Raw genomic sequence first — 14481 nt, 5'->3', positions numbered from 1 at the left:
GCTTACTGCGGGCTGTACGGTGTGGCGCCCGGTGTGGCGCCAGGCGTCGTCACGGGTTGCGTGCCGGCAGGGCGGGGCGGCTCGGGCGCGACCGGCCCCAGCGGCGTGGGCACGGCCACGGGCTGCGTGCCCGCGCCGCCGGCACCGCCGGTAGCACCCGCGGGCAGCGGCGGCAGCACGGGCGCCTCGGAGACCGAGCGCATCACCGCGCTGGGCGCGGGCTGGGTGTTTTGCTGCAGCGCGCGGATGGCCTCGTAGCGGTCCACCATCAGGGCGTCGCTGGTGGCGGTGTCGCGGATCACCATGGGGCGCAGGAAGACCATCAGGTTGGTCTTCTGGCGCGTGCGCTTCTCATTGCGAAACAGGCCGCCCACCACGGGCAGGTCGCCCATCAGGGGCACCTTGTCCTGGCCCAGCGAGTAGCTGTCTTCCAGCAGGCCGCCGATCACGATCACGCTGCCGTCGTCCACGAGCACGGTGGATTCGATGGAGCGCTTGCTGGTGGACGGCCCGTTGACGTTGGTGAGCGTGTCCGCCGCGATCTTCGAGACCTCCTGGTACAGCGTGAGCTTCACGGTGCCGTTCTCGTTGATCTGCGGACGCACGCGCAGCATCAGGCCCACGTCCTTGCGCTCCACGGTGGTGAAGGGGTTGACCGCGCCGCCGCTGCCGCCCGTGTTGGCGTACGAACCGGTCACGAAGGGCACGTTGTTGCCGATGATGATCTGGGCCTCTTCGTTGTCCAGTGTCATCAGGTTGGGCGTGGAGAGCACGTTGGCGTCGCCCGTGTTCTCCAGGAAGTTGGCCAGCGCGCCCAGGTAGTACTTGCCGTTGATGCGCGGAGCGATGGCCAGGTTCAGGCCCGGCGAGGGCTTGGCGGAGGCGATGGAGGTCACGTTGCCGCTGGCGGCGGCCAGGGCCAGGTCCAGGATGTTGGTGCCGGTCACGCCCGAGTTGTTGCCCAGCACGCCCAGCGTGCTGCCGTAGTTGCCCATCACGCCCTGCCACTGGATGCCGAACTCGGCCACCTTGTTGGCGCTGACTTCGACGATCAGGCTTTCGATGAGCACCTGCGCGCGGCGCCCGTCCAGCTTGTCGATGACGGCGCGGAGCTGGCGGTACAGCGGCTCGGGCGCGGTGATGACGAGCGAGTTGGTGGTCGGGTCGGCCTGGATGATGCCGCCGGTGGAGGGCTCGTTGCCATTGCCGCTGCCGCCCAGGCCGGCGCTGCCGCCCGCGCCCAGGCCCGAGCCGCCGGCATTGCCGCTGCCCAGGCCGCCACCCAGGCCGCCGCCCTGGCCCATGCCAGAGCCGCTCGTTTGCATGCGGCCGCTGCTCAGGCCGCCGGCGCTGCCGCCGCCCGTGGTGGCACTGCCGCTGTTGCCGCTGCTGCCGCCCGAGCCGCCGGTGAGCGCGGCGCGCAGGGTAGAGGCCAGCTTCACGGCGTCGGCGTTCTTCAGGTACACCACATGGATGTTGCCGCTGGCGGCCGAGCTGCCCGGCGTCGCGGGCTGGTCCAGCTTGGCCACCAGCGAGCGCACCAGCGCCACGCGCGCCGGGTTGGCGGCGCGCACGATCAGCGCGTTGCTGCGCGGCTCGGCCAGCAGGGTGGTCTTGAAGGCGGTGTCCGTCTGGCCCTGGGCCACGGCCGGCGCGGCCCCGGTGCCGCCGCTGCCTTCGATGAGGCGCGACACCAGCGGCGCCAGGTCGGTGGCGATGGCGTACTGCAGCGGAATCACCTCCACGTCGCTGGCGTTGGAGACATCCATGGCCGCCACGATGCGCGCCAGGCGCTGCAGGTTGTCGGCGTAGTCGGTGATCACCAGCGAGTTGTTGCCGGGGTTCACGTTGATGGTGTTGTTGGGCGTGATCAGCGGGCGCAGCACCGGCACCAGGTTGTTGGCGTTCTCGAAGTTGAGCTTGAAGATCTGCGTGACGATCTGCCCGCCGGCGGGCGTGCCGCCCATGCCGCTTTGCGACACGCTCACGCTGCCGGTTTGCAGCTTGGCGTCGGCCTCGGGCACGACCTTGTACAGCCCCGCGGCCTCGACCACCGTGAAGCCCTGCATGCGCAGCGCCACCAGGAACTGCTGGAAGGCGGCGGCCGGCGGCACGGCCTTCTCGGTCACCAGGGTGATCTGGCCCTTCACGCGCGGGTCCACCACCACGTTGCGGCCGGTGATGGTGGCCATGGTGCGGGCCACGGCCTCGATCTCGGCGCCGGCGAAGTTCAGCGTCACGGGCTCGCCCGGTTGCACGCTGCCGTTGTTCGCCTTGGCAGAGGTTTGGGCATGAATTTGGGTGCTAGCGCATACCAGCAAAGCGCTGGCAGCTATCGAATGCAGAGCATTCTGCAGGTGACGTCTGGACAAGGGATTCATAGGGTCACCCCACGGTGATGATGGAACGCGCACCGCTGCGCTTTCCGATGATATTCAAAAGATTGGCCAGCGCCGCCTCGCGTTCGGGCGCGGCGCTGGCCTCGCCGGTGAAGCGCAGGCGCTGCCCCACCCACTGGCCGTTGCCGGACAGTAGCAGCGCGCCGTCCAGCGTGGACAGCTGCAGCGTGGGCGCGCTGCCGCCCTGCAGCAGCAGGCGGTAGCTGCCCATGGGCCGCAGCGTGGACAGCCGGGAAGACATGCCCAGTGCGTCCAGTTGCGCCTGTCCGTGCATCAGCATCCGGCCCGAGGCCCATTCCAGCGCCAATCCGCTGGTGGAGAGCTGCAGCCGCCCCTGGGGCTGGACCGTGTTCCAGGGCGTGCCCAGGCCGCTGAGCACGGCCGCGGGCCACTGGCTCTGGCCGTCGGCCACTTGCACGCGCACCGCGCCCAGGCCCAGGGCCGCGCGCAGTTGCACAGGGGCGGCCGGCGTGCAGCAGTCGGCCGTGATGCGTGCCTGGGCGCCGGTCCATGTCGGGCGCAGCTGCCACTGCAGCCGGCCGGGCAGGGCCGCCTGGTCGCGGCTGCCTGCGCCGCCCGCCAGCACCAGCCGGGCCGATCCGCTCCAGACCGTGCCGCGCGCGTCCTGCAGCTGCAACTGGCCGCCGCTGGCCTGCTCCACGCCGGTGGCCAGCCAGCGCGCCGGCGCCCACAGCAGCAGTGCGGGCAGCGCGCCCAGGCACAGGCCGGCGACCGCCCAGCGCCAGGGGGCGCGGGGCGGGGCCATGGGCGAAGTGGAACGAGATGGGCGAGGCACGGCGGGCAAGTCCGGTCAGGGTGTGGGTGGGTAGAGGGTTCAGTTGGAGGGCAGGGCCAGCACCAGCGTGCCGTCCCAGCGCGCGCCGGCATTCGCGCCGTTCGCGCCGGTGGCGCTGCGCACCAGCCGGGCCTCCACCGGCACGGCGCGGGCCGTGCTGCGCGCCTGGCTCAGCCACTGCGCCAGCGCCTCGGCCGGCACGCCCTTGAGCGTGACGGTGGCACGGTCGCCGGCGGCGGCGATCTGCGCGCCCGCGCCCAGTTGCTGTGCCAGCGAGCCCTGCAGCGTGCGCAGGGCCTCGCCGCTTTGCGGGCGCGGTACGTCCTTGAGCTGCAGGGCCTCGGCCTGCAGGGTCTGCATGTGTTGCAGCTGCGCATCCAGCGCGGCATGGCGCGCGGCGGAGCCGCGCAGCGTCTGCAGCGCGGGCGCCAGAAGCCCCCACCACAGCAGGGCCAGGCCGACGACGGTGGCCGCCGCCAGCAGCAGGGTGCGCTCGCGCGGCGCCAGGGCGGCCCAGCGCTCGCGCAGCGCGGCGGTCAGGGCGCGGGGATTCGGGGCGGTGCGCGTGCTCATGGGCGGCCCTCCGCACGCACCAGCAGGGCGCCATCTTGCTGGCGCGCGGCAAAGCCGTCGGCCGCCAGGCGCTGGTTCATGGCCGTGAGTGCCTCGGGCGCGACCTCCATGCCGCGCAGGCGCAGCTCTCCGCTGGCGTATTCGATCTGGGTGGGCATGCGTGCCTCGGGCAGGGCGGCACCGGCGGCGGCCAGCAGTGACTCCAGGTCGCGTGGCGAGACGCTGCCCGCCGCCTGGCGCAACTGGGCCAGTTCGCGCTCCATCTGCACCGGCGCATCGACGACGGCCCGGATGTGGGGGAAGGTCTGCGTGAGCGCATTGCGCACGCCGGCCTGCTTGGCCGCGAGCGCCTGGCGGTCCTGCCAGGCCCACAGGTTCAGGCCGACCACCTGCACGGCCACGGCCAGCACCAGTGCCCAGCGCGCGGCGCGCCACTGGGGCGCGCGCAGGAAGGCGTTGGCGCCGCTGCCCAGCTTGCGCAGCACGCGCGTGCGGCCGCTGCTGGCCAGGTCGAACTGCGCCAGGTCCCAGTCGCCGCGTGCGGCGGCCAGGGCGCGCTGGCTGGCGGTGTGCAGCTCCACGGGGCGTCCCAGCAGGCGTTCGGCCAGAGCCGCCACGGCGGGCTCGGCGCGCACGGGGGGCGCGTCTTCGGCGGCGGGGGCTGTGGCGGCCCAGGTGGCGGCGGCACCCAGCGGCAGCACGGCCACGGCCTGCTGCGGGCCATGGCCGGTGAGCACGATCTGCCCGTCCTCGGGCGTGCCGAGCACCGTGCATTCCTCTTGCCCGCTGGCCGTGGGGCCGGGGGCGAATTCGGGCACCACGCGGTCTACGGGGCGGCCTGCGGCCTCCAGCGCCTGCAGTGCATCGCGCAGCCAGGCGCGGTCGCACACGGCCACCCATGCGGGGCTGCCGGCGTGAAAGCCGGGCTGCAGCGCGAAATGCAGCTGCGCGGGGTCGTCGAGCAACAGCTCTTCCAGCAGGCCTTCCAGAATGGCGCGCAGCCGCGGCGCCTGCGAGGTGGAGCCTTGCGGCAGCGTCACGCGCTGCCACGACAGCGCACGCGCGGGCACGACGGCCACGACTTCGCCCGCGCGGCCGGGGTCGGGCAGCAGGGCTGCGGGGGCGCTGGCCTGGCGGATGGCGTTGTGCCCGTCGGCCGTCAGCGTGTAGCCGTATTCGGCGGCAGTCGCCGACGAGCCCAGGGGCAAGGTTAGTACGAGGGTGCTCATGAATGGGTCTCGCGGGGCATTTTAGGGGCTGGATGTGACGCTTGGCCACGCAGCCCGCATGGGTCAGCGTTGCGGTGCTTCGGCCGCACTGGGCACCAGGCCGCCGCGCTCGCGCCACAGGGTGCGCGCCTCGCCGCGCTGCTTGAAGACCAGGGAGCGCTCCTCGACCACGGCCGAGTCCAGGCGCAGCCGCCCGCGCACCTCGAAATAGTTGGACGCCACCGTGTGCGTGGCGGCCGTGATGCGGCCGGGGTTGCTGATGAGCTGCGAGGCGTCGGTCTCGCTGCGGAAGTGGCGCGTGTCGCGCGCCTGCACCAGGCGCTGCGCCTCGGCCATGTCCAGGCCGTCGACGCTTGCCCACAGCACGACAGCGCTGGCGGTGTTGAGGTTGACCCGCGTGTGCACGGGCAGCAGCGTGACGTAGGGCGTGAGCGCGGCCACCGTCTGCTGCGGCAGGCCCCACCAGCCGAGCTGGGCAACGGTCTGCGGCAGCAGCGGCGCGGCGGCTGGGTCGCCGTCCTGGACCTGGGCGCGCAGCATCTGGCGCGCCAGCGTGTCCACCTGCTGGCGCGGCAGTCCCAGGTATTCGAACAGGCGCGCAAACTGGCGCAGCGCCGTGCCATCCACCTTACCGTCTTTCACCAGGTTGCGCAGGTTCAGCAGCGCCTGCTGGTCGGTGATCTGGCCGGAGAGGAAGGCATTGGCGGTGTCGGTGCTGGCGTCCTCTGCCTGGGCCACGTTGCGGTTGGCAGCGAGGAAGGTGGACAGGCGCGCTTCCTCTAGCGGCACGGACCAGGGCTCGGTCAGGTTGTCCGTGCCGTCGCCGTTGCGTGCGATCGAGTCCTCGCGCAGGATCAGGCGCGACCAGTCCAGCGCACCGATGAGGATCCAGGCCGACTGGATGCGTGCGCGCTCGGCCGTCTCGACCTCTATGGCGCGCCATTGCTGCCACATGGCTGCCGCCGCGAACGTGGCCACCAGCGTGACGGTGAGCATGGCCGCCAGCAGCGCCGCGCCCGCGCTGCGCGCGCGGGTTCGCATGAAGGCCGGCATGCGCCTCATGATTTGCCGCCCCCCAGCAGCGGGCTGGCCCAGTCCCGCGTGACCACGCCGGACAGCGTGCCGCCCTGCGGCAGCGTGAGCTGCACGCGCACGCCCTCGGGGACGCTGGCCGCGGCGCTGCTCAGCCCGCCCGCCGACTGGGGCTGGTTGGCGCCGGCGGGGGTGGACAGTGCATTGGTCCAGGCGCCGCCGCGGTAGTAGAACAGCTGCCAGTTCGCGAGCGGCATCAGCACGGTTTCCAATCGGCGCTCGGCCGCACCGGGGGTGCGCGCCCACAGGGCCGCGCGCTGCCAGGCATCGGACCATTCGGCGCGCGTGCGCACGGGGGGCGACTGCCAGCGCAGCCAGCGGTCGGTGCCGTCCACGTTGCGCCGCGCCCAGGCGACGACCAGCGCGCCCTCGTCTGGCTGGCGCGTGCCGCGGCGCGTGAGGCGCAGCACCTGGCCGTCCCAGGCGATGGGCTCGGTGTGGTCTATGGCCTGCAGCGCGTCGAGGTCGGCGGCCCATTGCGCCATCACGGTCTGCAGCACCAGCAGCTCATCGGCGCGCTCGCGCGTCTGTTCCTGCGAGCGCACCATGCCGTCCAGGCCGCGCCAGCTCACGATGGCCAGCAGCGCCATCACGGCGATGGCCACGAGCAGTTCGACCAGCGTGAAGCCGCGGGCCGGGGTGGGGGCAGACAGGCGCTGCATCAGTACCGGCCCACGATGGTCGAGAGCCGCAGCACCGGGTGCTGGGCGTCGAAGACCTGCGCGTCCACGCGGCGGAACTGCGGGTTGGGCGTGGGCGAGACCATCACCGCGACCTCATAGCGCCGCCCCGCCTGCTCGCACGCCACGCGCGCGTCGCCGACCGAGGGCATCTGGCGCGACAGGCGCACCTTCACCAGCTCGTTTTCGGCGCACAGGTGGGCCAGCACCACGTCGGTCTGGCGCGCGGCGTTGCGCGTCAGGGCCGACGTGGCTTGCAGCCCCGCCATGAGCGCAATGGCCACGATGCTCAGCGCCACCAGCACCTCCACCAGCGTGAAGCCGCTTGCCGCGCGACGGGTGTGCCTGTGCATGCTCATTGCAGCGCCTGCGCGGCGAAGGGGCGCAGGCCGTCGGTGGCCACGCTCACCGCGCGGTCGGGATGGGCGCTGCTCACGATGACCACCTGCTGCGGGCCGATCAGCGGCTCGGGCCCGAGCCACAGCTCGCCCGGGCCGCGCACGCCGGTGGCGCCGTCCAGCCAGCGGCTGGGCAGGGCGCTCTGGGGCGGCAGGCCCTCGAAGTGAAAGCCCTGCGCATCGGCACGCCAGCGCACGGCCGCGCCCGAGGCCCGCGACTGCGCGCGGGCCGACTCCAGCAGGGCGGCCAGGCGTTCGCCCTCGCGCTGCAGCTGGGTGGCGCCGCTGTCGCGCAGGGCCAGCCCCACGCCCGCGGTGGCCAGCGCCATGATGGAGATCACCACCAGCAGCTCCAGGAGCGTAAACCCCCGCTGTACCGCCGCGCGGAAGGGAGGGCGGCGCCGGGGGGCTGGCGAAGCCGGCTCCACGGCGTCCGCCGGCCTGGGGTGCACCCGTTTCATGCGTGGGGAATGTGGGTTGGCTTACTGCCAGCTGCCGATGTCGGCGTCCTTGCCCTCGCCGCCGGACTGCCCGTCGGCGCCGAAGGACATCACGTCCACCTCGGCCTTGATGCCGGGGCTCAGGTACTGGTAGGGGCGGCCCCAGGGGTCGTTGGGCAGCTTCTCCAGGTAGGGGCGCCAGTTGTTCGGCACCGGGCCGGACGTGGGCTTGGCGATCAGCGCCTGCAGGCCCTGTTCGGCCGTGGGATAGCGCTGGTTGTCCAGGCGGTAGAGCTTGAGCGCCTGCATGATGTTGGTGATGTCGGTGCGCGCGGCCGTGCTGCGCGCGTCGTCGGCGCGGTCCAGCACATTGGGCACGATGAGCGCGGCTAGCACGCCGATGATGACCAGCACCACCATGAGTTCGATCAGGGTGAAGCCCGCAGCCAGGCGGCGGCGGGCGCGGTGCAGGAGGGAGGGGGCGGAGGGCGGCGTCATGGCGGAGCGACTCAAATTGGACATATCAGATCAATCATAATCCTGCAATGGCGACAAACACATACAGCCGCTGGGCCTTGCGCCTTGCCACCCTGGCGCTTTGGGCGCTGGCCGGCGCCAGCGCGGTCTATTGGGGGCTGAAGCTCTCGGCGCGCCCGGCGGGGCCGGCGCCGGTGACCGCCGCACCCGAGCCGGTGTTGCCCGACCCGCAGGCGCTCGCCCGGTTGCTGGGCGCCCGCCCCGCGGCCACGGCCGCGGAGGCTCCGGCCGCGGCCAGCCGCTTCACGCTGCTGGGCGTGCTGGCCGGCACGGCCAGTGGCGGCGGCGCGGCCCTGATCGCGGTGGATGGCAAGCCGGCCAAGCCATACCGTGTGGGTGCGGTCGTGGAGCAGGGCTTGGTGCTGCAGTCGCTCACCCGGGGCGAGGCGCGGCTGGGGCCGGCTGTGGATGGCGACACCACGCTGGCGCTGCAGATGCCGCGCAAGCCGCAGTAGGCGAACGCACGGTATTCAGCGGGTTTCAGCGGAGCAGCGGCACCGTGGTCCAGGCGCCGAAACCCGGCGCCTCCCGGGGCCATTCATGGGACAGCGGCGCGCGCGCCTCGCCGTGCGCCAGCAGCCACTGCACGCAGCGCGCCACGCCGGCGTGCGTGATCCAGACCACATCGCCCCCATGGCCATGCGCACGCCTGGATGCATCGCGCAGGGCCTGCGCCACGCGGCCCAGCATGGCTGCCAGCGGCTCGCCGCCGCCGGGTGCGTGGTCGCTGAAGTTGGTGGCCCAGGCGTCGATGTCGGCGCGGGCGATGGTGTTCCAGGCGCGGCCCTCCCAGGCGCCGAAGTCCATCTCGGCGATGCGGGGCTCGGGATTAAGGATTAAATCGGGCCGCAGCGCCCACAGGTCAAGCGCCAGGAGCTCGCATCTTTGTAGCGGAGAATGCCATGCGGCGGCCAGGTGGTGCGGCAACGCCAGCGCCAGCGCATGGGCCGCGGCCTGGCTGTGCCGCGCGTCGGCGGGCACATCCAGCCGGCCGTAGCACAGGCCGTCGGTCCCCAGCGGGCGGGCATGGCGCACCAGCCACAGGCGGGGGGCGCTCACGCCGCGCTCTGCACCAGCGCGATGGCGGCGCCCAGGTAGAAGCCGATTTCCGCTACCTGCTGCGCGGCCCCCAGGCAATCGCCCGTGAAGCCCTGCAGGCGCCGCGCGAAGCGCCAGAGCATCCAGCCGGCGCCCAGGGCGCTGCCCAGCAGGCTTGCTATCAATACAGATGCGCCTAGCGCTTGATACACAAGCGCCAGGGCCGGAAAACACCATAGGGTTGCCGCTACCAGCGCACGGACGGAGATCTGGTCCGCCAGCGGCTTGCTCTTGGACGTGGCGGTGTCGCCTACATGGGGCAGGGCGCGCACGATGAACAGCGGCCACAGCCGCGACAGCACATGCGCGCCCGCCAGCGCCCACAGCGCCGCGGCCAGCCCCAGGCTGCCCAGTTGCGCCAGCAGCGCCGTTTTGGCGGCCAGCGCCATGACCAGCGCCATGGCGCCGAAGGCGCCGATGCGCGAGTCCTTCATGATCTCCAGCGCGCGCTCGCGCTGATAGGCGCCGCCCAGGCCGTCGGCCACGTCGGCCAGGCCGTCCTCGTGAAAGCCGCCGGTGACCAGCAGGGTGGCGATGGTGCTGCCCACGGCCGCCACCAGGGGGGCGAAGCCATGGGCCCCGCCCAGCGCCAGCCACAGCGCCGCATAGCTGCCCACGGCCACGGCCGCCACCAGCCAGCCCACGCCGGGGAAATGGGCGCTGCTGGCGCGCAGCATGGCGGGGCTGTAACCCACCCACGCGGCCAGCCGGCCCGTGACCGGCAGGCGGGTGAAGAACTGCACGGCCAGCAGGTAGTGGCGCAGGGCTTGCATTTTGCTATTTAATTAATAGCTAATTGCGCTTGTTGGATAAGCGCTAGAGGCCATTTTTGTTTGAATCAGGCGCTGGCCTGAAGGAACAGGCGGTAGGCCGGGTTCTGCGTTTCCTCGACGTAGGGGTAGCCCAGTGCCTGCAGGAAGGCGTCGAACTGGGCCGTGTCTTCCGCGGGCACCTGCATGCCCACGAGGATGCGGCCGTAGTCCGCGCCCTGGTTGCGGTAGTGGAACAGCGAGATGTTCCAGGTGGGCTGCATCAGGCTCAGGAACTTGAGCAGCGCGCCGGGCCGTTCGGGGAAGGTGAAGCGCATCAGGCGCTCGTCCTGCGCCAGGGCCGAGTGGCCGCCCACCAGGTGGCGCAGGTGTTCCTTGGCCAGTTCGTCGTGCGTGAGGTCCAGCGACTCAAAGCCGTGCTTCTGGAAGTTCTTGGCGATCTTCTCCGATTCGCCGCGCCCGTTGGTGGACAGGCCCACGAACACATGGGCGCGCTTTTCATGGCTGATGCGGTAGTTGAACTCGGTCACGTTGCGCGGACCGCCGGGCAGTTGGCCCACCACCTCGCAAAAGCGCCGGAAGCTGCCGCGCTCCTCGGGAATGGTGACGGCGAACAGCGCCTCGCGCTCCTCGCCGACCTCGGCGCGCTCGGCCACGAAGCGCAGGCGGTCAAAGTTCATGTTGGCGCCGCACAGGATGGCGGCGTAGGTCTCGCCCTTGGTCTTGTGCCGGGCCACGTACTGCTTGATGGCGGCCACGGCGAGGGCGCCCGCGGGCTCGACGATGCTGCGCGTGTCCACGAAGATGTCCTTGATCGCGGCGCAGACGGCGTCGGTGTCGACGATCACGTAGTCGTCCACCAGGGTTTGCGCCACGCGGAAGGTTTCCTCGCCCACGAGCTTCACGGCCGTACCGTCGGAGAACAGGCCCACGTCGGGCAGGGCGACCCGATCCTGGGCCTTGACCGACTGGGTCATGGCGTCGGAGTCGTTCATCTGCACGCCGATGACCTTGATCTCGGGCCGCACGGCCTTGATGTAGTTGGCCACGCCGCTGATCAGCCCGCCGCCGCCGATGGCCACGAACACGGCATCCAGCCGGTTGTTGCCCAGCGCCTGCAGCTGGCGCAGGATCTCCATGGCGATCGTGCCCTGGCCGGCGATCACGTCGGGGTCGTCGAAGGGGTGGACGAAGGTCAGGCCCTCGTCCTTTTGCAGCCGGGCGGCATGCTCGTAGGCGTCGGAATAGCTTTCACCGGTGAGCACCACCTCGCCGCCCAGCGTCTTCACCGCGTCGATCTTCACCTGGGGCGTGGTCGTGGGCATCACGATCACGGCGCGCGTGCCCAGCTTGCTGGCGCTCATCGCCACGCCCTGGGCATGGTTGCCGGCCGAGGCGCAGATCACGCCCTTGGCGAGCTGCTCGGGCGAGAGCTGCGCCATCTTGTTGTAGGCGCCGCGCAACTTGAAGCTGAACACGGGCTGCTGGTCTTCGCGCTTGAGCAGCACCTTGTTGTGCAAGCGGCGCGACAGCACCTTGGCGGGCTGCAGGTCGGACTCCACCGCCACGTCGTACACGCGAGCGGTGAGGATTTTCTTCAGGTAGTCAAAGGGGGTGAGGGGCTGAGTCATGGTGCGAACCGGCTGTGTACCCGCATGCGGACGGGAGCATCTGTGCGTGAAGCCGGGCGCACATCATAGGATGGCGCGGGCCTCGACCGAACGGGGCAAAAAAAAGCCCCAAGCGGTAAGGCCTGGGGCTGAATCCATCCTTTTGAGGAGATGGAGGAGACAATCGGTGCGAACCCCGCTGTGCCAACAGTGCGTAGCGGGTAACGCATGAGCAGATTGTAGCGCGGCGTTTGTTGCGTTGCAGCAAAATCGTGCCATCGTGCGTTATTTGCAACAGATAGACCTCAACCTTTTGGAGAAAAACAACATGGAATGCACCGTCAGCTGGACCGGCAACGCCGGCACGCGCTCCGGCATGGGCTTTGTGGCCGAGACCGGCAGTGGCCACGTACTGGCCATGGATGGGGCCGCGGACGCGGATCGTCCCGAAAACGGGGGGCAGAACCTCGCGCCGCGCCCCATGGAAACCGTGCTCGCAGGCACGGGCGGCTGCACGGCCTATGACGTGGTGCTGATCCTCAAGCGCGGGCGCCACGATGTGCGCGGCTGCAGCGTGCAGTTGACCTCGGAGAGGGCGCAGACCGACCCCAAGGTCTTCACTCGCATCCACATGCAATTCACCGTGACCGGCCGCGGCATTCCGGCGCTGGCCGTGGAGCGTGCGATCGCCATGAGCCACGAGAAATACTGCTCGGCCAGCATCATGCTGGCGAAGACGGCGCAGATCACGACGGGGTTTGAGATCGTCGAGGCCTGAAGGGCCCCATCGCCTTGGCCTTGGCGGATCCTCTCTATATATAGTGGGCCGTCGTCGTCATGACCTTGGCGGCGGCCTTCATCAGCCGCCGCACGGGCAGGGGAAGCGGGGCCGCGCCAGCTGCCAGGGCCTGGGTCGCATGGCGTTCTTCGTCTTGTTGCATGCGGGCAACAATGGCGCGCGACGGCAGGTCTTCTTCGGGCAGGCGGCGCAGATGGCTCTGCAGATGCTCCGATACCTGCCGCTCGGTTTCCACGACGAACCCCAGGCTGGCCCGGTCGCTGACGCGGGCAGCAGCCAGACCGATGACAAAGGCGCCGGTGAACCAGAGTGGATTGAGCAGGCTGGGGCGGCTGCCCAGGGCGTCCAGGCGCTCGCGGGTCCAGGCGAGATGGTCGGTCTCCTCGCGGGCCGCGGTCAGCAGGTCGCGGCGCAGGGCGGGGTCGCGCGTCACGCAGGACTGGGCCATGTACAAGGCCTGGGCGCACACCTCACCGACGTGATTGACGCGCATCAGGGCGCCCGACAGGCGCTGTTGCTCGGGGGGCAGTTCGACGGGAGGATAAGACTTTCCTGGTGAGTCCTCACTTGCATTGGGTGTGGCGAACAGCGTTCTTAATGCGCTATCTGCGGCGATCAGGAGTCGGTCCATGCGGCGTAGGGATGTTGTTTAAAAGTACAAAACAATGCGCGGGCGCAAAAAATAGCGCAGCGGGCGCTCACATAGCGCAACAATAAGATGGTTTTCCCATGGGCGTGGCAATGTTGCGGTACAGCAACGAAAACCCGCTTTTGGACCGATTGTGAGGGAATTCCTTTGCGAAACCGAGCGTGCTCTGTTGCAATAGGAGCAACTTCCCCACCAGGAGGTTGGCCCGGGGAACCGGCGGGGCTGTGCGTGAGCTGCACCTCCAAAGTCCTCTCGATCCGGGGCCCTCTGTTTAACCTTGGAGTAACTCGCAATGAAAAAATCCCTGATTGCCCTGGCAGTGCTGGCCGCTTCCGGCGCCGCAATGGCCCAATCCTCCGTGACGCTGTTCGGTATCGTTGACACGGCCTTCGGCTATGTGGACAACGCCAACGCAGCTGGCGACAGCGTGTATGGCCTGAGCACCAGCGGCAACGCAACCAGCCGTCTGGGCTTCCGCGGCGTGGAAGACCTGGGTGGTGGCCTGAAGGCAGGCTTCTGGCTGGAAGGCGAAATCTTCGGCGACAGCGGCAACAGCGCCGGCTTCAACTTCCAGCGTCGCACCACGGTGCAACTGGCTGGCGGTTTCGGTGAAGTGCGCCTGGGCCGTGAACTGACGCCTGGCTACAGCAAGACCAGCTCCTTCGACGTGTTCGGCCAGACCGGTATCGGCCAGTTCGGTGGCTGGAGCAACTGGTACGGCACGAGCGGCGACGCTAACGGCATCCGTTCGAGCAACATGATCAGCTACTACACCCCCAACTTCAGCGGCTTCACCGCTGGCCTGGGTTATGGCTTTGACGAACAGACGTCCGGCAAGGCTGGCCGTTACACCGGTGGCTACGTTGCCTACGAAAATGGCCCCCTGGGCGTGGCTGCGTCTTACGACCAGCGTAACCTGGCCGCCGGCGTTGACCGCAACGCTCTGACCGTGGCTGGCTCCTACAACCTGAACGTTGTGAAGCTGAACGCAATCGTTCAGCAGACCAAGGACGACGTGCCTGGCGCTTCCAAGCGTAAGGTCAACGCCTACGCTCTGGGTGCTTCCGCTCCCGTGGGTGCCGGCGAAGTCAAGCTGCAGTACGCTCTGTACGACCAGAAGGCCATCGACTCCAAGGCTCACCAAATCAGCCTGGGCTATGTCCACAACCTGTCCAAGCGCACCGCTGTGTACGGCACCGTGGCTTACCTGAAGAACAAGGACGCTTCCAACCTGGGTCTGGCTGCCAAGAGCCTGAGCACCGGTGGTCCTGGCGCTGGCGAGAACCAGACAGGCGTGCAACTGGGTATTCGCCACTCCTTCTAATATCGGGCTGGCTTGAGCCAGCTGGATAGAGAAGACAAAAACCGCTGCCGTTGGCAGCGGTTTTTTTTCGTCCGTCGTTGTCGCCTG

The 14481-nt window shown here is 69.8% G+C and carries 16 protein-coding genes; 3 read left to right on the top strand and 13 right to left on the bottom strand.

From position 1 onward, the window contains the following. Positions 1-2: 2 nt before the first annotated feature. The 9 genes from gspD to gspG all read right to left on the bottom strand — a co-directional run bounded on the left by gspD (position 3) and on the right by gspG (position 8105). Positions 3-2381 carry a type II secretion system secretin GspD gene (gene gspD / locus BP68_RS08965; protein WP_496370800.1) on the bottom strand — a complete coding sequence of 793 codons (2379 nt, stop codon included), beginning with the start codon at positions 2379-2381 and terminating at the stop codon, positions 3-5. Positions 2382-2385: 4 nt separating this feature from the next. Then, positions 2386-3165 (bottom strand): type II secretion system protein N, encoded by a 780-nt coding sequence (gene gspN, locus BP68_RS08960; protein ID WP_496370798.1) that lies wholly within the window; start codon positions 3163-3165, stop codon positions 2386-2388. Between the two features lie 69 nt (positions 3166-3234). Beyond that, positions 3235-3768: a type II secretion system protein M gene (locus BP68_RS08955; RefSeq protein ID WP_496370796.1), complete on the bottom strand. Its 534-nt coding sequence runs from the start codon at positions 3766-3768 to the stop codon at positions 3235-3237. Further along, positions 3765-4997: a type II secretion system protein GspL gene (gene gspL, locus BP68_RS08950; protein WP_496370794.1), complete on the bottom strand. Its 1233-nt coding sequence runs from the start codon at positions 4995-4997 to the stop codon at positions 3765-3767. Before gspL ends, BP68_RS08955 begins: the two co-directional genes overlap by 4 nt. 63 nt (positions 4998-5060) lie before the next feature. Then, positions 5061-6038 (bottom strand): type II secretion system minor pseudopilin GspK, encoded by a 978-nt coding sequence (gene gspK / locus BP68_RS08945; protein ID WP_496370792.1) that lies wholly within the window; start codon positions 6036-6038, stop codon positions 5061-5063. Positions 6039-6055: 17 nt separating this feature from the next. After that, positions 6056-6751 carry a prepilin-type N-terminal cleavage/methylation domain-containing protein gene (locus tag BP68_RS08940; protein WP_496370790.1) on the bottom strand — a complete coding sequence of 232 codons (696 nt, stop codon included), beginning with the start codon at positions 6749-6751 and terminating at the stop codon, positions 6056-6058. Beyond that, positions 6751-7122, bottom strand: a complete 372-nt coding sequence (gene gspI / locus BP68_RS08935; protein WP_496370788.1) for a type II secretion system minor pseudopilin GspI — start codon at positions 7120-7122, stop codon at positions 6751-6753. Before gspI ends, BP68_RS08940 begins: the two co-directional genes overlap by 1 nt. A gap of 2 nt (positions 7123-7124) precedes the next feature. Then, positions 7125-7628, bottom strand: a complete 504-nt coding sequence (locus tag BP68_RS08930) for a pilus assembly FimT family protein (protein ID WP_496370786.1) — start codon at positions 7626-7628, stop codon at positions 7125-7127. Between the two features lie 21 nt (positions 7629-7649). Further along, the gene (gene gspG / locus BP68_RS08925) at positions 7650-8105 is read right to left on the bottom strand and encodes a type II secretion system major pseudopilin GspG (protein WP_496370784.1); all 456 of its coding nucleotides are present in this window, start codon (positions 8103-8105) and stop codon (positions 7650-7652) included. Between the two features lie 47 nt (positions 8106-8152). On the opposite strand from gspG, the gene BP68_RS08920 reads away from it, so the two are divergent. Beyond that, the gene (locus tag BP68_RS08920) at positions 8153-8599 is read left to right on the top strand and encodes a type II secretion system protein N (protein WP_496370782.1); all 447 of its coding nucleotides are present in this window, start codon (positions 8153-8155) and stop codon (positions 8597-8599) included. Positions 8600-8624: 25 nt separating this feature from the next. Here BP68_RS08920 and BP68_RS08915 read toward each other — a convergent pair whose 3' ends face one another. The 3 genes from BP68_RS08915 to ilvA all read right to left on the bottom strand — a co-directional run bounded on the left by BP68_RS08915 (position 8625) and on the right by ilvA (position 11643). Next, complete coding sequence (locus tag BP68_RS08915; protein ID WP_496370780.1) at positions 8625-9203, bottom strand: histidine phosphatase family protein; 579 nt, start codon at positions 9201-9203, stop codon at positions 8625-8627. Next, positions 9200-10015, bottom strand: a complete 816-nt coding sequence (locus tag BP68_RS08910) for an adenosylcobinamide-GDP ribazoletransferase (RefSeq protein WP_496370778.1) — start codon at positions 10013-10015, stop codon at positions 9200-9202. The genes BP68_RS08915 and BP68_RS08910 overlap by 4 nt, the downstream gene beginning before the upstream one ends. Positions 10016-10080: 65 nt before the next feature. Next, entirely contained in the window at positions 10081-11643 is a 1563-nt protein-coding gene (gene ilvA, locus BP68_RS08905) for a threonine ammonia-lyase, biosynthetic (RefSeq protein ID WP_496370776.1), read from the bottom strand. Between the two features lie 307 nt (positions 11644-11950). On the opposite strand from ilvA, the gene BP68_RS08900 reads away from it, so the two are divergent. Beyond that, positions 11951-12400 carry an OsmC family protein gene (locus BP68_RS08900; RefSeq protein ID WP_496370774.1) on the top strand — a complete coding sequence of 150 codons (450 nt, stop codon included), beginning with the start codon at positions 11951-11953 and terminating at the stop codon, positions 12398-12400. Positions 12401-12434: 34 nt separating this feature from the next. Here the strand turns inward: BP68_RS08900 and coq7 are convergent, their stop codons facing one another. Further along, positions 12435-13052, bottom strand: a complete 618-nt coding sequence (coq7, locus tag BP68_RS08895) for a 2-polyprenyl-3-methyl-6-methoxy-1,4-benzoquinone monooxygenase (protein ID WP_496370772.1) — start codon at positions 13050-13052, stop codon at positions 12435-12437. Positions 13053-13362: 310 nt separating this feature from the next. Between coq7 and BP68_RS08890 the strand changes: the two genes are divergently transcribed. Then, the gene (locus BP68_RS08890; RefSeq protein WP_496370770.1) at positions 13363-14394 is read left to right on the top strand and encodes a porin; all 1032 of its coding nucleotides are present in this window, start codon (positions 13363-13365) and stop codon (positions 14392-14394) included. Positions 14395-14481: the final 87 nt, after the last annotated feature.

The organism is Diaphorobacter oryzae DSM 22780, assembly GCF_059568935.1.
Note: the sequence above shows the minus strand (reverse complement) of the source record. Positions and strands in the feature narration are given on the sequence as shown.